This is a genomic window from Mycobacterium sp. NGS49, assembly GCF_059812565.1.
Window position 1 is genome coordinate 45,553 of the sequence record NZ_JCALCX010000020.1, and the last position, 20,445, is coordinate 65,997.

At 66.8% G+C, this 20,445-nt stretch carries 15 protein-coding genes; 7 read left to right on the top strand and 8 right to left on the bottom strand.

What is annotated here, in order from left to right:
• Positions 1 to 5: 5 nt before the first annotated feature.
• Entirely contained in the window at positions 6 to 776 is a 771-nt protein-coding gene (locus AC5Y7D_RS20635; protein ID WP_499927211.1) for a sigma 54 modulation/S30EA ribosomal C-terminal domain-containing protein, read from the bottom strand.
• 179 nt (positions 777 to 955) lie between these two features.
• Positions 956 to 4,453, bottom strand: coding sequence for a non-ribosomal peptide synthetase (locus AC5Y7D_RS20640; protein WP_499927213.1), 3,498 nt, complete (start codon positions 4,451 to 4,453; stop codon positions 956 to 958).
• Between the two features lie 100 nt (positions 4,454 to 4,553).
• Here AC5Y7D_RS20640 and AC5Y7D_RS20645 point away from each other — a divergent pair, with 100 nt between their 5' ends.
• A complete protein-coding gene (locus AC5Y7D_RS20645) occupies positions 4,554 to 6,191 on the top strand; it encodes a (2,3-dihydroxybenzoyl)adenylate synthase (RefSeq protein WP_499927214.1) in 1,638 nt (545 codons plus the stop codon).
• 10 nt (positions 6,192 to 6,201) lie between these two features.
• Here the strand turns inward: AC5Y7D_RS20645 and AC5Y7D_RS20650 are convergent, their stop codons facing one another.
• Positions 6,202 to 7,554, bottom strand: coding sequence for a salicylate synthase (locus AC5Y7D_RS20650; protein WP_499927216.1), 1,353 nt, complete (start codon positions 7,552 to 7,554; stop codon positions 6,202 to 6,204).
• 424 nt (positions 7,555 to 7,978) lie between these two features.
• Here AC5Y7D_RS20650 and AC5Y7D_RS20655 point away from each other — a divergent pair, with 424 nt between their 5' ends.
• Positions 7,979 to 9,232 carry a sodium-dependent bicarbonate transport family permease gene (locus tag AC5Y7D_RS20655; protein ID WP_499927218.1) on the top strand — a complete coding sequence of 418 codons (1,254 nt, stop codon included), beginning with the start codon at positions 7,979 to 7,981 and terminating at the stop codon, positions 9,230 to 9,232.
• 139 nt (positions 9,233 to 9,371) lie between these two features.
• Positions 9,372 to 11,360, top strand: coding sequence for a PE domain-containing protein (locus AC5Y7D_RS20660; protein ID WP_499927220.1), 1,989 nt, complete (start codon positions 9,372 to 9,374; stop codon positions 11,358 to 11,360).
• A 33-nt stretch (positions 11,361 to 11,393) separates the two neighbouring features.
• Here AC5Y7D_RS20660 and hemW read toward each other — a convergent pair whose 3' ends face one another.
• Entirely contained in the window at positions 11,394 to 12,566 is a 1,173-nt protein-coding gene (hemW, locus tag AC5Y7D_RS20665; RefSeq protein WP_499927221.1) for a radical SAM family heme chaperone HemW, read from the bottom strand.
• 365 nt (positions 12,567 to 12,931) lie between these two features.
• Between hemW and AC5Y7D_RS20670 the strand changes: the two genes are divergently transcribed.
• The 4 genes from AC5Y7D_RS20670 (at position 12,932) to AC5Y7D_RS20685 (ending at position 16,407) form a co-directional block, all read left to right on the top strand.
• Positions 12,932 to 14,602 carry a nitrite/sulfite reductase gene (locus AC5Y7D_RS20670; RefSeq protein WP_499927223.1) on the top strand — a complete coding sequence of 557 codons (1,671 nt, stop codon included), beginning with the start codon at positions 12,932 to 12,934 and terminating at the stop codon, positions 14,600 to 14,602.
• On the top strand, positions 14,599 to 15,339 hold the full coding sequence (locus AC5Y7D_RS20675; protein WP_499927225.1) for a phosphoadenylyl-sulfate reductase: 741 nt from the start codon (positions 14,599 to 14,601) through the stop codon (positions 15,337 to 15,339). The genes AC5Y7D_RS20670 and AC5Y7D_RS20675 overlap by 4 nt, the downstream gene beginning before the upstream one ends.
• Positions 15,318 to 16,052: a sirohydrochlorin chelatase gene (locus AC5Y7D_RS20680; RefSeq protein ID WP_499927227.1), complete on the top strand. Its 735-nt coding sequence runs from the start codon at positions 15,318 to 15,320 to the stop codon at positions 16,050 to 16,052. The genes AC5Y7D_RS20675 and AC5Y7D_RS20680 overlap by 22 nt, the downstream gene beginning before the upstream one ends.
• Before the next feature lie 118 nt (positions 16,053 to 16,170).
• Entirely contained in the window at positions 16,171 to 16,407 is a 237-nt protein-coding gene (locus AC5Y7D_RS20685; protein ID WP_499927228.1) for a DUF6480 family protein, read from the top strand.
• A gap of 1 nt (position 16,408) precedes the next feature.
• Here the strand turns inward: AC5Y7D_RS20685 and AC5Y7D_RS20690 are convergent, their stop codons facing one another.
• Genes AC5Y7D_RS20690 through AC5Y7D_RS20705 form a run of 4 tightly spaced genes read right to left on the bottom strand, consistent with a single transcriptional unit; the run spans position 16,409 to position 20,196 of the window.
• Positions 16,409 to 17,461 carry a sulfate/molybdate ABC transporter ATP-binding protein gene (locus tag AC5Y7D_RS20690; RefSeq protein WP_499927230.1) on the bottom strand — a complete coding sequence of 351 codons (1,053 nt, stop codon included), beginning with the start codon at positions 17,459 to 17,461 and terminating at the stop codon, positions 16,409 to 16,411.
• 22 nt (positions 17,462 to 17,483) lie between these two features.
• Positions 17,484 to 18,296, bottom strand: a complete 813-nt coding sequence (gene cysW / locus AC5Y7D_RS20695; RefSeq protein ID WP_499927232.1) for a sulfate ABC transporter permease subunit CysW — start codon at positions 18,294 to 18,296, stop codon at positions 17,484 to 17,486.
• Positions 18,293 to 19,162 carry a sulfate ABC transporter permease subunit CysT gene (gene cysT, locus AC5Y7D_RS20700; RefSeq protein WP_499927234.1) on the bottom strand — a complete coding sequence of 290 codons (870 nt, stop codon included), beginning with the start codon at positions 19,160 to 19,162 and terminating at the stop codon, positions 18,293 to 18,295. Before cysT ends, cysW begins: the two co-directional genes overlap by 4 nt.
• Positions 19,159 to 20,196, bottom strand: coding sequence for a sulfate ABC transporter substrate-binding protein (locus tag AC5Y7D_RS20705; RefSeq protein ID WP_499927236.1), 1,038 nt, complete (start codon positions 20,194 to 20,196; stop codon positions 19,159 to 19,161). The genes cysT and AC5Y7D_RS20705 overlap by 4 nt, the downstream gene beginning before the upstream one ends.
• Between the last annotated feature and the right edge of the window lie 249 nt (positions 20,197 to 20,445).

A 20,445-nucleotide genomic window follows, 5' to 3' on the forward strand; every position in this document is an offset into this window, starting at 1 on the left:
CAGGGTTACTTGGTCGGCGCAAGCAGGCCGAGATTGCCGTCATGGCGGGGATACAACAACTGACCGCGGCCGGTTTCCCGGTCGGTGTAGAACAGCAGTCGCAGGCTGTGTTCGCGGGCGCGGCGAACCGCACCGGATTCACTGAGTACGGGTGTGGCAAGGGAATTGACGATCAGCGGCAGCTGCGGTCCGACTGTGCCGGGCGACCACGACCAACCCGGTGGGAACACGTGCCGCTGGCGCGCGAGGCGCAATCCCGTCGGCCCCGCCCGGTATACCAGTGCGTCCTCGCCGGTCTCGGAGTCGGTGAACAAGTGCGCGTCGTAGTCCATGCCGTCCATCACCGCAACTGCCTGCAGCGGCGTGGTGCGCTGCAGCACAACTGATTTGCGGCGGGCGACAACGGCGTCGGAACCGACCGTCAGTATCCTGCGCGTCGGGTCCGGCCACGGACGTGGCTGCCATGGCGCAACCATCCGCGTTATCTGGCCGTCCAGCCTTTCCAGTGCCGGCGACAGGTCATCGATGCCCGCGGTGACCGCAGCCACCCGCGCCGGCAACTCGCCGACCGACAGGTTCACCTGCATGACCATCGGTCCCCTGCCACAGGATCCCGTCTTGAGGCGTACCCGAGCGCCCCCGGTGATCTCGTGACAGGACAGCACCGCACCGACCGCTTGGGCCACGTGCTCGGCCTGGGCGCCGGTTACCCGGCCACTGGACGTCACCTTGATATCAGGCAATTCGCGCACCGACCTCGACTTGAGTGCGTTCACGCCGCAGCGACCCCGCTTTCTCTTCCATTCCCGCGACATCGAAAACCGCCAGATGGAAGCTTCGCTGGTCGACGCCCCCGTCAGATAGAGCCGAAAGTCCCCCCGGCAGGAGTGCCTAAAGTCCCCGAACGGCCGTCGCAGCCGTGCGTCAGGGCTTCAGCGCAGGCCGAAAGCGACGATCACTCCCGTGCCGGCGAGGCCGAATCGAGTGCGCTCAACACGTCGACCTCGGGCATCTCCGCAATCTCCAGGTACATCTCGGCTACCAGCCCGAGCCGGTCGGCGTCCGATTCCCGGCGGTCGAGCAATTCGGCCAGTCTCGCGACGTTCCTTGCCGCGAAGACGTCCGCGACCATCACACTCGGCGAATCGAGCCACTGCCGGATGCGGGCCACCGCCAGCGTGGCAAGTACGGAATCCCCGCCGAGAGCGAAGAAGTCGTCGTGCACTCCCACCGCGGGCCGGCCCAGCACGCCCGCGACGATGTCGCACAGGGCGCGCTGCACGACGGTTCGCGGTGCACCCGAAGGCGACTCGGCACCGGCGGCACGCACCTCGGCGAGCAGGACGGCGATCGCCTTGCGGTCGATCTTGCCGGCGTTGCTGAAAGGGATCCGGTCCACCAGCCCAACGTGGCGTGGGATCATATGTGCGGGAAGGAAATCGGCCAGCCGCTCGCGAATCAGCTCCGCGGTCACGCTGTCGTCGGACACGCAGACCGCCGCGGCGAGCACGTCGGCGCCGCCGGGCGTGGAGAGTACCGTGGCCACCGCCCTGTCCACGCCGGGAACTCGGCCGAGTGCGGCCTCCACCTCGCCGAGTTCGATTCGGTAGCCGCTGATCTTGACACGGTGATCGGCGCGGCCGACGAACTCCAGCGTCCCATCGGGCCAGTAGCGGACCAGGTCGCCGGTCCGATACCAGATCCGGCCGTCATGTTCGACGAAGCGCTCGGCGGTCAGATCGGGTCTGCCGCGGTAGCTTCGGGCGATACCCCGCCCACCGACCCAGAGCTCGCCGGGAACCCAGTCGGGGCAGTCGGCGCCCGCGTCATTCACCACCCGGCAGGCGTTGTTGGACAGCGGCGTACCGTACGGTACGGCCGTCCAGTGCGCGGGCAGTGCGTCGGGGTCGTCGACTTCGAAAATCGTTCCGTGCACTGCTGTTTCGGTAGCGCCACCCAGTCCGGCGAAACGAAGGTTGGGTGCCTGCGCGTGGAGTCGGCGCGCTGTCTCGGTCCGCACCCAGTCCCCGCCGGTGGGAACGACCCGGAGAGAGGACAGCCGCCCGGATCCGGCCTCCAGCAGCATTTCCAGCCACCCCGGCATGAATTGCAGCACGGTGACCCGATGCTCGTCGATCAGCCGGGCCCAGCTGTACGGATCGGTGCGCTGCGCTTCGTCCACCACCACGATCGACCCACCCGAGCGAAGTGTGGCGAAGATGTCCAAGACCGACAGGTCGCATTCCAGCGTCGACAACGCCAGACACCGGTCATCGGTACCGAGGTCGAAGTGCCGGATGAAGAACTCAACGGTGTTCATGGCGGCATCGTGGGTGACCTCAACGCCTTTGGGTTCACCGGTCGATCCCGAGGTGAACAACACATACGCCACATTGCCGGGATCGGTTGGCGCCGGCGCGAATTCGGGCACCGGTGCGTCGCGCAGCAGGTCCGCGATCACCAATTCCGTTACTGGCAAGGCCAGCTGCCGGCCGCCGCACACCAGCGCCGCCCGTACCGAGCCGCTGGTGAGAATGCGCTGCACACGATCGCGAGGTTGGTCGATGCCGATCGGCAGATAGACCGCGCCGATCGACAGGATGCCCAACAACGCGGGCACCTGTTCAGCGGTCTTGGGCCCCATCACCGCGACGGTGTCTCCAGGGACGACCCCGGCCTGCTGTAGCGCCACGGCCACCGCCACCGTCTGGTCGCGCAGTTGGGCATAGCTCAGGTCACCGGAACTGGCGAATACCGCGGGCGCGTCCGGTTGGCGCCGGGCCTGGCGGAAGAACCCGTCGTGCAGCGCATCGCCCGACGGCGGCGCGACCCTGCTGTTCAGCGCCGCCCGCACGGAACTCTGCGCCGCCGGAGCGGCCGGGGAATCCGGCACCTCCCAGGCGTCGGTGTCGGTGGCCAGGCTGCTCAACTCGGCCAGGTGGTGAGCGAACATGGCGTCGATGACGCCGGGCCGGAAGGCGTCCTCACGGACATCCCAGTTCACCAGGAGTCCGCCGTTCAGCGGTGTCACCTGCGCGTCGAGCAGCACCTGAGGCCCCTGAGAAATGATCCAGGCCGGGGTTCCGAATGCGGTGGTGACCTCCTCGGCGAACAGGTCGCCGAGGCCTAGGCCACTGGTGTAGACGAACGGCGCAAGAGCCGGCGCACCGCGGTGGCGGGTCACATCGCGCAGCACCGAAAGCCCGGAGTAACCGGAGTGGCGGGCGCTGGTGTGCAGCGTCTCCTGCAGCGCGATGGACCGCGACAAGGCGGTGTGCGCGTGCGTCAAGTCGACGTCGAGGATCAGCGACGAAGTGAAATCGCCGACCAGCTTGTCTACGTCCGGGTGAACCGGCTCCCGGCCGAACATCGGCAGATTCAGCAGGAATCGCCGGGTGGTGGACCAGCGCGCCAAGGTACCGGCGTGCGATGCGGCCACCGCCATCGCCGGCGTGACGCCGTGACGGCGGGCCGCGGCGAACAGCGCGTCGCGGGCCTGCGCGTCGAACCAGTGCCAGCGCCGGGTGGTGCGGCGCGGGTTCACCCGCTCGGCCAGCGGAACCAGCGGCAACGTGGGCGGTTCGGGCAGATCTGGAACCCGTTCGGCCCACCACCGGCGGTCTTCCTCGATCTTGGCGGCATCCGCGGATGCCGTCACGGCCGTGCGATAGTCGCGATAGGTGTACTGCAGTTCGGGCAGTTGCACACCGTGGTACAACGCCGCCAGGTCAGCCATCAGTCTGCGATAACTCACCGCGTCCGCGGCCTGCATATCCAGGTCGACGTGCAGGCGGGTGCGTCCTCCCGGCAGCAGTGACAGGGTCAGTTCCAGCACGTCGCCATCGAGTAGCTGGTGGGATTTGGTTTCGCGAACGGCAAGCAACTCCTCAGCGGCCGACTCGGCGTCCAGCTCGCGCAGATCGAGGATCTTGACCGGTAGCTCGCGGTCGCCGATTCGTTGCATGCCATCCGGCAGGAACTCGACCCGCAGCATCGGGTGGCGGGCCGCCAGTTGAGCGGCGGCGTTGCTCAACCGCCCGGGATCCACACCGGCACCGTCGAATTCGACGTACAGGTGTCCGGCGACACCACCGAGTTGCTGGCCGGTGTCGCGCCCCACCCACATGGCGTGCTGGATGGGAGCCAGCGGGAACGGTTCGGCCGGGTCAGACGCAGGCGGGCTGTCGTACCCGGCGGCGTTCGCCTGTTCGGCCGGGCCGTGCGCGGCGACGAGTGCTGTCCACGCCCGCACCGTGGGATTCGCCGCCAGCATGGCGAAATCCACCTCGATACCCTGCCTACGCCAGCGCCCGGACAACGACATCATCCGGAGGGAGTCGAGACCTGAGGCGATCAGGTCGGCCTCCGGGTCCACCTCGTCCGCGCTGACGCCCAGCAGTTGGGCGACCTCGTCGCGGACGCTCTGCGCATTCGTCGCGCCAGCGCGCACCACGCCCCCTTACCCGAAGTTAGTATAGGATGGCCTAACTTGCGAAAGGCTACCTCAGGGTCGCCGCTCAATACCAGGCAGGCAACAGGGGCGGTGCTGCGCGATGAATGATCTCGAGGACGGTTTCGTTCCCTTTCCGCCGGCACGGGCTGACGAGTACCGGCGGGCGGGCTACTGGACCGGGCGCACGCTTGACTCGATCCTCACCGATGCCGCGGCCGGCTGGCCGAAGCGGCCCGCTGTCATCGACGCAAACCGCACATACACCTACGCCGAGCTGGATGCGCAAGCCGACCGGATCGCTTCGGGGCTGCGAAATCTCGGAGTCAGGCCGGGTGACCGGGTGCTGCTGCAGCTGCCCAATCGCTGCGAGTTCGCCGTGGCGTTGTTCGGGGTGCTGCGCAGCCGGGCCGTTCCCGTGCTGTGCCTGCCTGGCCATCGCACCGCGGAGCTGGGCCGCTTTGCCGAAGTGAGCCGCGCGGTAGCGCTGATAATCGCCGACCGCGCAGCAGGTTTCGACTATCGCGAGATGGCCGCGCAACTCGTCGAATCACATTCGAGCCTGCGGCACGTGGTCGTGGTGGGCGAGCCCGGCCCTTTCGTCTCCTGGTCGTCGCTGACCGAATTCGGCACACGCACAGTGAGCCGGGGGAATGAACCGCAGGTGGATACCGCGCTGCCCGCCCTGTTGTTGGTGTCGGGCGGCACGACCGGGCTGCCCAAGCTCATTCCGCGCACGCACGACGACTACCTGTACAACGCCACCGCGAGTGCCCGGGTGTGCCAACTCACCGAGGACGACGTCTATCTGGTCGCGCTGCCGGCCGGACACAACTTCCCGCTCGCCTGCCCGGGGCTACTGGGTGCGATGACGGTCGGCGCCACCACCGTCTTCACCACCGACCCCAGCCCTGAGTCGGCGTTTGCGCTGATCCATCGACACAACGTCACCGCAACCGCACTAGTCAACTCGCTGGCCAAGTTGTGGGCCCAGGCCTGCGAATGGGAGCCATTGCCCCCCAGAACATTACGGCTGCTGCAGGTGGGTGGATCACGGCTGTCCGCCGTGGAGGCCCGCTATCTCCGGGCGACGCTGACGCCGGGGCTTCAGCAGGTGTTCGGCATGGCCGAAGGCATGCTCAACTACACCCGCCCGGGTGATCCGGCTGACATCGTGGACAACACCCAGGGCCGACCGCTCTCGCCGCACGACGAGATGCGGGTGGTCGACGAATCCGGGGCCGACGTCGCCGCGGGTGAAGAGGGCGAACTGATGGTGCGCGGACCGTATACCTTCAACGGCTACTACCGTGCCGCCGAGGCCAACGCCGGTGCGTTCAGCCCGGATGGCTTCTTCCGGACCGGCGACCGGGTGCGCATGTTCGCCGCCGGACCGCGGGCCGGTTACGTCGAGGTCACCGGCCGGATCAAAGACGTGATCCAGCGCGGCGGAGAGACGGTGTCGGCGGCCGACGTCCAGGAACACCTGCTCGCCCACCCGGCCATCGCGTCCGTCGCCGCGGTCGCGCTCCCCGACGAGTTTCTGGGCGAAAAGATCTGCGCGGCAGTCGTTTTCAATGGTGCCCAGCTCGACCTTGCCCAGCTCAATCGTTATCTGGACGACCGGGGGGTGGCGGCGCACGCGCGGCCGGACATGCTCGTCCCGATGGCGGCACTGCCGCTGACCGCGGTCGGCAAGGTGGACAAGAAACAGATCGTCGCGGCCCTGGTGCACCGCTGATCGGCGGCGACTACCGCCGTTCCACCAGATAAGGTGCCAGCGTCGAGAGTTTCTCGCACGTTTCCTCGAATTCCCGCTCGGGATCCGAGGCTTCGATGATGCCCGCCCCTGCCCGCAGCCAGGTTCGCCCGTCGCGTTCGTAGGCAGCCCGCAGGGCCAGCGCCGCATCCAGGGCGCCGTCTGCCGAAAACCGCACGACGGCACCGGAATACAATCCGCGCGGACCCTCGTCGAGACGTAGGATGGCCTCTACACCGTCCGCTTTGGGAATTCCGGACGCGGTCACCGCCGGGAAGAGTGTCTCCAGCGCATCCATCCGGTCGCTCGACGGGTCGAGGTGCCCGATGATGGTGGAACCGAGATGCTGCACACTGCCCCGCTCTCGCACCGCCATAAAGTCGGTGACGGCCGCCGTACCCGGCGCAGCGATCTCGGTCACTTCCTGAAGCGAGGTACGGACCGAGATAGCATGCTCGACAATCTCTTTGGAGTTCGACTCCAGGTCGTCGCGAGCTCGCCGGTCCGGCACCGGACCGCGTCCCAACGCGCGGGTTCCCGCCAGTGGCTCGGTGACCACCAGCCCGTCGGCCCGCACCGAGGTGACGAGCTCCGGGCTGTACCCGAGGGCGCGAATACCGCCGAGCCGCAACAGGAACGACCGCACCGGCGTGTTGTGCCGCCGGCCCAGCCGGTAGGTAGCCGGAAAGTCGAGCGGGAAGGGCACGTCGACGCAGCGGGACAGGATCACCTTGTGGTAGCTGCCCGCAACGATCTCCCGGACGGCCAGCGAAACCCGCTCGCGGTAACCGGACGGATCGACGGACAGATCGACCGGCCGAGTGCGTTGCACGGCGCGAACTCCGGCGCCGAGCAACCGTTCCACCGCCTCGCGCTCGCGTGTCCCGCCGCCGAAAACATGAATCTCGTCCCGGGTCACCACGATCCGGACGCGGGGCCAGAAGACCCGGGCCAGCGGAGTGTGCGGTGCCAACCTTCCCTGCAGTCCGTGGCGGTAGACGCCGAATTCGAACGCTACCCAGCCGAACGCCTCGTCAGTCTCCAGCAACAACCGGTCCACGGCTTCACCCAGCACGGCGCCCGGCCGTCCCGACCATTCCTGCCTGACCGTCACACCGTCTCGGATGACCCGCAGTTCGTCGCTGTCGAGCTCTACCATCGCCTGCACGCCTGCGGCCAGCACCCATCGCCCGTCATGCTCGTAGAGCAGGTACTCCTCGCCCGCGGGCTCCATCAGGACTGTGGCCAGCTCCGCCGCCAGGTCGAATGGGTCGATGTCGGCGGGTACGCCCAACGACAGAGACGCCGTGCCGACAGTATTCGTCTCGACGCCGGTATCCGTCACGCAAGTAAATGTAGCCTAACCTACTCCCGGGCGCGCGACCCTCTCACGTTTGCACCATGGCTCCCGGCGCCGCGCCGGACGCGCGACCTCGGCGTCACGTCGTCTCGGCTGTCCTCGCCCCGCCGCCGCGACCATGAACTTCCAGCAGATTCACAGGTAACTGGCACCCAACCCACAACCGGCACTCCTGCACCGCCCTAGCCAGCGCGGTTGTCCCGCCCGGTCGTTACGCGGGTGTTTCGGTGGCCGCAACGCCGCGGAAACTGCGCACAAAACTGCTGTTAGAAGCGCGTTCTGAGTGGCGGCCGACCGGCCGGCCAAGTTAAATTCGCAACCGTTATCCGGGATGTCGTGGTCGCCTTGAAGTCGCCTGGACGGTCAGTACTTCCTTCAAAATCGCCGCAGAACGCTCGGGAGGTGCTCGATGCTGCACGAGTTCTGGGAGAACTTCACGCACAACCTGTTCAAGCCGTTGCTGCTGTTCTTTTACTTCGGCTTCCTCATTCCGATCCTGAAGGTGCGATTCGAGTTTCCCTATGTGATCTACCAGGGCCTGACCACGTACCTGTTGCTGGCCATCGGCTGGCACGGCGGTGAGGAACTGGCCAAGGTCAACGCTTCGAGCATCGGCGTCATCGTGGGCTTCATGGTGCTGGGCTTCGTGTTGAACTTCGCGATCGGCGGACTGGCCTATCTGTTGCTGAGCCGGCTGAGCACGATGCGGCGCGTCGACAAGGCCACCGTTGCCGGCTACTACGGCTCGGACTCGGCGGGAACCTTCGCCACCTGTGTGGCGGTGCTGAGCGCCGTCAACATCGCGTTCAACGCGTACATGCCGGTGATGCTGGCGGTAATGGAGATTCCGGGCTGTCTGGTCGCCCTGTACCTGGTCGCGCGGCTGCGGCACCGCGGGTTGGACGCGGCGGGTTACATGCCCGATGAGGCCGGCTACACCCCGCCGGTCAAGGCTGCGATCGGTCCGGGCACCCCCGCCAAACCGGCGCCCGGTGAAAGCCTGGACCAGGAGACCGAACGAGCGGCCCAGCGCGCGATCGAGCTGGAGCGGGAACTCTCGATGGAGAAGCTGGACCACCCGGACTGGGAGCCCGACCAGACGCCACCTCCACCGCGGGGCAAGCGGATGCCGATCTTCTCCCGTGAGCTGTTTCAGGAAGTATTCCTCAACCCGGGGCTGGTATTGCTGATCGGCGGCATCGTCATCGGCCTGATCAGCGGCCTGCAGGGGCAGAAGGTCGTCGCCGACGACGACAGGTTCTTCGTCCTGGCATTCCAGGGCGTGCTGTGTCTGTTCCTGCTCGAGATGGGCATGACGGCGGCGCGCAAGCTGAAGGACCTGCGATCGGCGGGTATCGGCTTCATCTTCTTCGGGCTGCTGGCGCCCAATCTCTTTGCCACCATTGGCATTGCGGTCGCCTGCAGCTACGCCGCCCTGACCCACACCGACTTCAAGCCCGGCACCTATGTGCTGTTCGCCGTCTTGTGCGGCGCCGCTTCTTACATCGCCGTGCCCGCGGTTCAGCGCCTGGCGATCCCCGAAGCCAGTCCAACGCTGCCATTGGCCGCGTCGCTGGGCCTGACCTTCTCCTACAACGTCACCATCGGAATTCCGCTCTACATCGAGATCGCCCGAGTCTTCGAGCAGTGGTTCGGCGTCTGAGAGAAACCGGCCCGAGAGGTGACGTGCCTGCGACACATGCGGTGAGGCGCGATGTGCTACTCAATTGGGCGCGAGTCGGGCAATATGAGCACCGCCATATCGCCCGATGGCGCCGGCGTTAGCGGGTAGGAGGACAACCATGTCGTATCTCGTCGCTGCACCAGACCTGATCGCGGCCGCCGCGGCGGACGTGGCGGGTATCAGCTCCGCGCTGCGGACGGCCAACCTGGCGGCGTTGGCCCCGACCGGCACGGTGGCGGCTGCGGCCGGTGACGAGGTGTCGGCGGCGATCGCCTCGCTGTTCTCCGGCTACGCCCGCGACTACGAGGCGCTCGGTGCGCAGATCGCGGCGTTGCAAGACCAGTTCGCCCAGGCGGTGCGCGCCGCCGGCGCGGCCTACGGTGTCGCCGAGGCGGCCAATGCCGGCCCGCTGCAGGCCGTGGCCGACAACGTCCTGGGTGCGATCAATGCACCCACGAACTTGCTGCTGGGGCGCCCGTTGATCGGCGACGGGGTCAACGGCACCCCCGGTACTGGGCAAGCCGGCGGCGACGGCGGGATCCTGTGGGGCAACGGCGGTAACGGCGGCTCGGCCGGGCTGATGGGCGCAACGGGGGGCCGCGGCGGCAATGCCGGGTTGATCGGCAATGGTGGGATCGGCGGCACCGGGGGCTTTCGCGGCGGGACGGGCGGCGCCGGCGGCATGGGCGGATTGTTGTGGGGCAATGGCGGAACCGGCGGCACCGGCGGGGTTGGCGGACTGACCGTCCCCGCTGGGGTCGGCGGGATCGGCGGCCGGGCGTGGTCGTTGTTCGGCGCCGCGGGCGCGACCGGCCAGGCCGGCACAGTACTGAACGTGGTGACTCCGCAAGAAGCCGCCCTGCTGATGATGACCGCACCGGACGTGAATTTCCTGGTGATCGCTACGGACGGCACCAACCTGAGCAAGATCCTGGCCGATCCCCTGGGCACCCCGAACTTCCACGCGCTGATGACGCAGAGCGTCACCTCGGCGTCGACGATCATCGGGCACACCACCATCTCCAACCCCTCGTGGACGACCATTCAGACCGGGGTGTGGATGGAGACGGCCGGCGTGAGCAACAATGTCTACACGCCCTGGACGTATGACGACTGGCCGACCGTCTACAACTACCTCGAAGCCGCCTACGGGGACAGTGTCAACACAACGGTCATCGCCAATGGGGAGGGCACCACCAGCGGCATCAACACCCGAATCGCCGGCGCCGGCTCCAACCCCGCCGACAACATCGAATTCGTCCCGCAGATCCCGGGCGACACCAACTGGATAGCGACCCAGAATGCGGTCGGCCAGAAGGCCCAGTTCGCGATTTCACAAGCCAATCCGAACCAGGGAAATTTCATCTTCGCGTCCTTCGCAGGTGTCGACAACAACGCGCACATGTACGGTGGCGATTCGCCGCAGTACGCGGAGGCACTCCGGAACCTGGACTTCAATCTCGGTTCCCAAACCGTGGGCGGTGGGGGCCTGTTGGGCGCGGTAGCCGACTGGGAAGCCAACCCATTGAACAACGGCGAGGAATGGACCACGCTGGTGGTCACCGACCACGGCGAGATCGGGCCCGACCAGTTCGGCCGCGGTCACGGCTTCCAATCACCCCGCGAGACAGCCACATTCCTGATCTTCGATCAGGCCTACACCGACACCCAAGACGGCTTCATCAACAACTCATGGCAGACGGTCAGCGTCACGCCGACGGTCTTGGATCAGTTCGGTATTGCGCCGCCGACATATATGCAGGGCGCGCCCCTGACATCCGCCGTCTTCAACGGCACCTACGTCAATCCCGGCCCGAACAACCTGTTCAGCGTGCTCAGCGCCGACTTCGCCGCACAGGGTTACCCCGATCCCCTGACCAATGCCTCTCTGGTGTCGCGCACGATCGCGGCCACGATCCCCTACCTGGTCTACGACCAGGTGAACACCATCCTCGATGCGGTGCCCAGCTTCTTGCAGGTACCCGTCTCCTGGATCGGCGCCGGCGCATACCAGCTGGTCAACATCCCCGCCCAGGTCTGGATCCGGCTCACCGGGGTCACCGGCAACCAGATCATCCCGCCGATATTGAACCCATTCCTGACCTAGGACGAACCGGGACACCGGTGTGGCGGCCCGGCGTCAGTCCAGCAGGGTGCGGACAACCGCATCGGCCAGCAGTCGGCCGCGGTCGGTGAGGACCAGGTGATCGCCGTCCGAATGCAGCAACCCGTCGGTGACGACCTGCGCAGCGCGCTCGCGTTCGGCCTCGCTCAACCGGGCCAGCGGCAGGCCCTGGCGCAGCCGGATCCCCAGCAGCACCTCTTCGCTGTGCAGCGCGTCGGCACCCAGTTCCTCGAAGCCGGCCACCGGCAGCGACCCTTCGGCGAGCTTGGACCCATAAGTGTTGGGATGCTTGACATTCCACCAACGGGTAGTGCCGACATGGCTGTGCGCGCCGGGCCCGGCGCCCCACCACTGGCCGCGGTCCCAATAGCCCAGGTTGTGTCGGCACTCCCCGCCCGGACGGGCCCAGTTGGACACCTCGTACCAGCCCAGCCCGGCCGCGGAAAGCCGTTCGTCGATCAACTCGTAGCGGTGCGCCAACACGTCGTCGTCCGGCGGATCGAGCTCACCGCTGCGCACCCGCCGGGCCATCGCCGTACCCTCCTCGACCACCAGTGCGTACGCCGACACGTGGTCGACGCCCGTCTCGACCGCCGCGTCCACCGACCGCAGCAGGTCGTCGTCGGACTCCCCGGGTGTTCCGTATATGAGATCCAGGCTGACGTGCTCGAAGCCCAGGGCCAGCGCCTCGCGGGCCGCTGCGGCCGACCGATTGGGCGTGTGCACCCGGTCAAGCACGCCCAACAGCCGGGGCACCACCGACTGCATGCCCAGCGACACCCGCGTATATCCGGCCGCCCGGATCGCCTCGAAGAACTCCGGCCACGTCGACTCGGGGTTGGCTTCGGTGGTGATCTCGGCGCCGGGCGCCAGCGTGAAGTGGTCACGCACCATGTCCAGCAACGTCGTCAGGCGCGCACCGCCCAGTAGGGACGGAGTACCGCCGCCGACGAACACAGTGTCCACTGCCGGGCCGCCTAGCCGTTCGGCGGCCCGTTCCAGCTCGGAGCGCAGCGCCATCAGCCAGGCGTCCGGGTTGACACCGCCCAGTTCCGCCGGTGTGTAGGTGTTGAAGTCGCAGTAACCGCACCGGGTGATGCAGAACGGGACGTGCACGTAGAGGCCGAACGGTCGTCCGGGGGTGGGCTGGATGGCCGGCAGATCCACCGGCACCTCGACGGGAGCCATGCCAAATCTTGGCACGGCGGGCAGAGCCGGGTCGTTTCCCAGGCTGTTCCCGGCTTCGTTTACCGAATCACCCAGCTTCGGCCCGTAGTTTTAATCACTGTGAGAAGAAATTTGACCTGGTAGCGATGGCGCACGGGTTTCATGGCAGAATGGCAGCCGTGACCGTCGCCAAGTCGAACCTGCGAGTAGCACTGGTGGTGCGACGGCATATCGACCTCAAGCGCGTTTGCAGCTGTTGCTGTCTGCGTTGATGTCGTAGACCCAGCCCACCCGTACCACCCGCTGGCTGCCGGATCTGCGCCGCCGGAATCAACGGTGAGCTGCGCGCGTTCCAGTCGCCATCGTTCGCGAAGGAGAACTGCCCCATGACCACAGCACGCCCCGCAAAGGCACCCCGCAATGAGGGCCAGTGGGCGCTGGGCAATCGCGAGCCGCTGAACCCCAACGAGGAGATGAAGAAGGCCGGCGCGCCGCTCGAGGTGCGGGAACGCATCGAGAACGTCTACGCCAAGGGCGGATTCGACAGCATCGACAAGAGCGACCTGCGTGGGCGCTTCCGGTGGTGGGGTCTCTACACCCAACGCGAGCAGGGCTACGACGGCTCGTTCACCGGTGACGACAACGCGGATCTGCTCGAGGCCAAGTACTTCATGATGCGGGTGCGGTGCGACGGCGGGGCGATCTCGACGGCCGCCTTGCGCACGCTGGGCGAGATTTCGACCGAGTTCGCGCGCGACACCGCCGACATCTCGGACCGGGAGAACGTCCAGTACCACTGGATCCGGGTGGAGGACGTCCCGGAGATCTGGCGACGGCTGGATGAGGTGGGGCTGCACACGACGGAGGCCTGCGGTGACTGCCCCCGCGTGGTGCTGGGCTCGCCGCTGGCCGGCGAGTCGCTCGACGAGGTGATCGACCCGACCTGGGCCATCGACGAGATCGTCAAGCGCTACATCGGCAAACCCGAATACGCCGACCTGCCCCGCAAGTACAAGACCGCGATCTCGGGGCTGCAGGACGTCGCGCACGAGATCAACGACATCGCGTTCATCGGCGTCAACCACCCCGAGCACGGACCGGGCCTGGACCTGTGGGTCGGCGGTGGGCTGTCCACCAACCCGATGCTGGCCCAGCGGCTCGGTGTCTGGGTTCCGCTGCAGGAAGTGCCCGAGGTCTGGGAGGCCGTGACCTCGATCTTTCGGGACTACGGCTACCGGCGGCTGCGGGCCAAGGCGCGGCTGAAGTTCCTGGTCAAGGATTGGGGTGTAGAAAAGTTTCGGGAAATTCTCGAGACCGAATACCTCAAGCGCCCGTTGATCGACGGCCCGGCGCCCGACCCGATCGCGCATCCGATCGACCACGTCGGCGTGCAGCGCACGAAGAACGGACTCAATGCCATCGGGGCCGCGCCGATCGCCGGGCGGGTGTCCGGCACCATCCTCACCGCGGTCGCCGAGCTTGCCGGGCAGGCCGGCTCCGACCGGATCCGTTTCACCCCCTATCAGAAGCTGGTCATCCTCGACGTCCCCGACGAGAAGGTCGAGCAGACGGTTGCGGGGCTGGAAAACCTTGGCCTGCAAGTGCAGCCGTCGCAGTGGCGCCGGAACCTGATGGCATGCAGCGGAATCGAGTACTGCAAGTTGTCGTTCGCCGAAACCCGGGTGCGCGCACAGTCTTTGGTGCCGGAGCTGGAGAGCCGGCTGCAAGACACCAACTCCCGTCTGGATGTGCCGATCACCGTCAACATCAATGGCTGCCCCAACTCGTGTGCCCGTATTCAAATCGCCGACATCGGGTTCAAGGGCCAGATGGTCGACGACGGCGAAGGTGGATCGGTCGAGGGATTCCAGGTGCATCTGGGTGGCGGCCTCGGTCTGGACAGTGGGTTCGGACGGAAACTGCGTCAGCACAAGGTCACCAGCGAGGAGCTGGGTGACTACATCGAAAGGGTGACCCGCAACTTCCTCAAGCACCGCACCGAGGGCGAGCGCTTCGCGCAGTGGGCCGTCCGGGCCGAGGAGGACGACCTGCGATGAGTGAGGCGACCAAACCGACCGAAGAGGAGTTGCGGCGGTTGGCGGCGCGCGGCGCGGCCGAACTCGACGGTGCCGACGCCATCGAGCTGCTGCGGTGGACCGAAGAGAACTTCGGTGGCGTGAACGGGCCCCGCGGCTGGGCGACGTGCAACTACGTGGTGGCCTCCAACATGCAGGACGCCGTGCTGGTGGATATGGCGGCCAAGGTGCGACCCGGCGTGCCGGTGCTGTTCCTGGACACCGGTTATCACTTCGTGGAGACGATCGGCACCCGTGATGCGGTCGAATCCGTGTACGACATCCGCGTTGTCAACGTCAGCCCGGAGCATACGGTCGCCGAGCAGGACAAGTTGCTGGGCAAGGACCTGTTCGCCAGCGATCCCGGCGAATGCTGCCGATTGCGCAAAGTGGTCCCGCTCGGCAAGGCCTTGCGTGGTTACTCGGCGTGGGTGACGGGCATCCGCCGGGTGGAGGCACCGACCCGTGCCAACGCCCCGCTGGTGAGCTTCGACGAGGCGTTCAAGCTGGTGAAAATCAATCCACTGGCGGCGTGGTCGGACCAGGACATGCAGGACTACATCGACGAGCACGACGTGTTGGTGAATCCCCTTGTCTACGAAGGCTATCCGTCAATCGGATGCGCTCCGTGCACCGCCAAGCCGGTGGAGGGCGCCGACCCGCGCAGCGGTCGCTGGCAGGGCTTGGCCAAGACCGAATGCGGTTTGCACGCCTCGTGATCGCCCACCTGGTGCTGACCGCGCACGGCAGCGCGGACCCTCGCTCGGCGGCCAACGCGCGGGCCGTAGCGGGTCAGGTGGCGCGGCTGCGGCCGGGCCTGGATGTGCGGGTGGCCTTCTGTGAACACAATGCGCCGGGCCTGGTCGACGTGCTGAACGAATGCCCCGGCGTGGCCGTGGTCACTCCCCTGCTGCTGGCCGATGCCTACCACGCCCGCGTCGACATCCCGGGCCAGATCGGGCACAGCGATGCCGGTGACCGGGTGCGGCAAGCCGGCGTCCTAGGTGAGGACGACCGCCTGATCTCGGTGACCCGCGAGCGCGTGCAGGAGTCTGGGGTTTCCCTGCTCGACGACACCGTTGGTGTGCTGGTGGTGGCTATCGGGTCGTCCAACCCGGCGGCCAATGCCCGCACCGCGCAGGTGGCGCCCCGGCTGGCGGCCGGAACCCGTTGGGCCGCAGTCGCGACGGCGTTCGCCACCCACCGGGATCCTTCGATGGCCGAGCAGGTGCAACGGTTGCGCACGGCGGGAGCCCGCCGGGTGGTCATCGCGCCGTGGTTCCTGGCACCGGGACGCATACCGGACCGGGTGCAGCGCTTCGCCGCCGAGGCCGGCGTCGCCATGGCCGCCCCGCTGGGCGCACACCCACTGGTTGCGCAGACCGTGCTGGACCGCTTCGAGCGGGCCATGGCCGAGCGCGCCGCCGCCTGAGGGGCCGCCCAGCCTGCAAGGCTGCAGACAACGTGCGATTACACCCCGCCACAACACAGGCTCAACGAAGCACGGCGACGTCGGTGTGACGCGCGCGTGACCGGGTACCCGCGCACCCATGACGGCAACGCCACCCGATCCCGATCCCTCCCGAGTGCCGGGCCTGGAGCCGGGCGGAGGTGTCCCGCCCGGCTCGACACCCCCCGACTCGGCGCAGACTTCCGGCGTGTCCGACCCGCAACCACGCCCGCAGCGGGTGCTCACACCTGTGGTGCTGACCAGCATCATCGCTGTGATCGTGTTCGCGCTGATGTTCGTGGCGGTCGCGCTGTGGATGCTGGCCGGCATCCCCTAGATCACGCCGAGGTGAGCGTCGACTCCTCCCGAACCTCGTTGGCGATCGGTGGCACCCGGGTGGCGCGCACGTAGACCACATCACCCTCTTTCAGGGCGAGTGCCTCGGCGTCACCGCGGGTGATCTGGGCGGTGAACGGGCCACCGGAGGCAGCGCTGGTCAGCTCCACCCGGACCTCGAACCCCAATGTCACAACCCGGTCGACCGTGGCGCGAACGACGCCGATCGACTCCGCAGTCCCGTCACCGCCGGCAACCGCCATCTCGGGGTTGCGGCCCACCCGGATGTCGTGCGGGCGGACCAGGGCACCGTTCAGTGCCGACACCGCGCCCAGGAAGGACATGACGAAGGCGTTCTCGGGTGCGTCGTACACATCGGTCGGGGAGCCGATCTGCTCGATGCGGCCCTTGTTGAGTACGGCGATCCGATCGGCCACGTCCAGCGCCTCGGCCTGGTCGTGGGTCACCAGCACGGTCGTGACATGCACCTCGTCGTGCAGGCGCCGCAACCACGACCGCAGATCCTCGCGGACCTTGGCGTCCAGAGCGCCGAACGGCTCGTCCAGTAGCAGCACCTCAGGGTCGACCGCCAGCGCCCGGGCCAGCGCCATGCGCTGGCGTTGGCCACCGGACAGCTGGTTGGGATAGCGATTCTGAAACCCGCTGAGCCCCACCACCTCCAGTAGATGGTCGACCTTGTCGTTGATCTCGGCCTTCGGCCGCTTGCGGATCTTCAGCCCGAAGGCGACGTTGTTGCGCACGGTCAAGTGCTTGAACGCCGCGTAGTGCTGGAAGACGAAGCCGATGCCCCGGCGTTGCGGCGGCACCCGAGTGACATCGCGGCCGTTGATGGTGACGGTTCCCGAGTCCGGGTGGTCGAGACCGGCGATGGTGCGCAACAGCGTCGACTTGCCGGACCCACTCGGGCCCAGCAGCGCGGTCAGCGATCCCGCGGGCACCACGAAGTCCACATGGTCTAGTGCGACGAAGTCGCCGTAATGCTTGAAGGCGTCCCGCACCACGATCGCGTTCTTGCCCTGGTCGGTCCCGGTCATCTCTGAATCTCCTTGTTCCGGCCTACTTGCTTGCCTTCGCCCGACGGGCATCGAGCACCACTTGAACGATCAGCACCAACACGGCCACCCCCATCAGCAGCGTCGACAAGGCGTACGCGCCGTACTCCGAACCACGGTTGTAGCGGTCTGACACCAACAGCGTCAGCGTCTGCGACTGCCCGGGCAGGTTGGACGACACCATGATGACCGCGCCGTACTCGCCGAGGGTGCGCGCGATGGTCAACACGATGCCGTAGGTCAGCCCCCATCGGATGGACGGCAGCGTGATCCGCCAAAAGGTCTGCCACCAGCCCGAACCGAGTGTCGCGGCGGCTTGCTCCTGATCGGTTCCCAGCTCGTGCAACACCGGTTCGACCTCGCGCACCACGAACGGCAGGGTGACGAAGATACTGGCCAGCACGATCCCGGGAAGGCCGAAGATGATCTTGGCGCCCAGATCACGCTCGACGAAGCCCAGGGCGCCGGCACTGCCCCACAGCACGATCAAGGCCACGCCCACGATCACCGGCGACACCGCAAACGGCAGATCGATGACCGCCTGCAGAATGCCCTTGCCGCGGAAACGGTTGCGCGCGAGCACCAGTGCCGTCGGGATACCGAACACCACGTTCAGCGGTACTACGATCGCGACCACCAACAGGGACAGATTCAGTGCCGACACGGCCGCCGGGGTACTGACCCAGTCGTAGAACTGGCTCAGACCGGGCTGGAAGGTGCGCCACAGGATCAGCAGCACCGGAACAAGCAGCAGCACAGCGATGTATGCCAGCGCGGTGTATCGGAGCAGATAACGGACCGTGCGCGACGACGTCATTCCGACATCTCCTCACGCTTGGCCGCCCGCGCACCTATGATCCGCAGGACCAGCAGCACGATGAACGAGATCGACAGCAGCACAATGGATATCGCGGCGGCCCCGGTGCGGTCGTCGTTCTCGATCAGCGTCCGGATCCACTGCGACGACACTTCCGTCTTACCCGGAACCGCACCACCGATCAGCACCACCGAACCGAACTCGCCGATGGCGCGGGAAAAGGCCAGGCCCGCACCGGACAACAAGGCGGGCAACAACGACGGCAGCACGACGGCGGTGAAGATCTTCGGTCCGCTGGCTCCCAGTGACGCCGCGGCTTCCTCGGATTCCTTGTCTACCTCCAACAGCACCGGCTGAACGGCGCGCACCACGAACGGCAGCGTGACGAAGGCCAGCGCGACCCCGACGCCCCACTCCGTGTGCTGCAGGTGCAGGCCGACCGGGCTGTGGTTGCCGTACAGCGCAAGCATCACCAGGCTGGCGACGATGGTCGGCAAAGCAAAGGGCAGGTCGATTACCGCATCGACGATGCGCTTACCGAAGAAGTTGTCGCGCACCAGAACCCAGGCGATGAGCAGACCGAACACCGTGTTGAGCAGCGTCACCCCCGCGGAAATGGTCAGCGTCACCCGCAACGACTCCAGCGCCGCATTGGAGGTGACTGCGAGCCGGAAGGCATCCCAGCCACCGCCGACCGCCTGCCAGACGATGGCGGCCAGCGGCAGCAGCACGATCACCGACAGCCAGATGGTCGCCACGCCGACCCGCAGTGGGGTGCTGCCCGCGCGTCCCCCGGCGGGAAGCTGCGTGTCGGGCTCGAGCTCGGGCCGGATCGCCTCGGGATTGGGAGTTGTCGTCACGGTCATCCGGTGGCCTGCGTGTAGATCTTGGTGATGCTGCCCGAGTTCTTGTCGAACAGTTGCGGATCGACGGTCCCCCATCCGCCCAGGTCTGCGATGGTCCACAATTTCAGCGGGACCGGGAACTGATCCCTGAACGAGGCCGCGACGGACGGGTCGACTGGCCGGAAACCCGCCTTCGCCCACAGCGTTTGCGCTGCCGCCGTGTACTGGAAATTCTTGAATGCGACGGCTGCCGCGAGGTGAGTACTGTTGCTCAGCACAGCGATCGGGTTCTCGATCTTGAAGGTCTGTGGCGGCGTGACGTGTTCGACCGGCTTGCCCGCCCGCTCGGCGGCAATGGCCTCATTCTCATAGCTGATCAGAACATCTCCACTGCCCTGGACGAAAACGTCCGTCGCCTCTCGTCCCGAGCCCGGACGCATTTTGACGTGTTCCCTCACCAATCGGTTGACAAACTCGATGCCTGCCTCGCCGTGCCTGCCGCCTTCACTCTTGACCGCATACGGGGCCAATAAATTCCATTTCGCCGAACCGGAACTGAGCGGGCTGGGTGTCACCACCTCCACGCCCGATCGCAGCAGGTCATCCCAGTCCCGGATGTTCTTCGGATTTCCCTTGCGCACCATCAACGTCACCACCGAGCCGAACGGAATACCCTTGGTGGCGCCGGTATCCCAGTCCTTGGCGACCTTGCCGCCCTTGACCAGCCGGGTGATGTCCGGTTCGACCGAGAAATTCACCAGATCCGCCGGCTTACCCTCGGCTACGCCGCGGGACTGGTCCCCGGACGCGCCGAAGGAGGTGATGACCTGAATGCCCTTGCCTTCTGTTGAGGCGTTGAACGCCGGGATCACTTTGCTCCAGCCCGGTTCGGCGACCGAGTAGGCCACCAGCGTGATGCTCGACTTGGCATCGGCCAGTCCGCCACCGCCCACGACATCGCTGGGACCGCCGCTGCAGGCGGCAACGAGACCGGTGATCAGCACCAGCGCCGCAAACCGCCAGCTCCGGCTGGTGTCGAAGAAGCTCTGCGACATTGATGACCTTTCGGTACGGGACATAGGTAGCGGGGTCCCGTGGCTGCGGAAAGGCGTTTAGTCAGGAATGACGGAGATCACGAACTCCATACCAGACCGCGCACGGGTTTGGAGTCAGCGACAACAGCGGGCGTCGACCGCGGCACGACTGGCCACGGCGACGCGAGCGCAGCAGAGCGCCGCAGCCCGGCGCTGCAAGACGGTGGCTGCGGCGTGCATGTCGCGAAGCCTAACAGAGTTCTCCCAGCC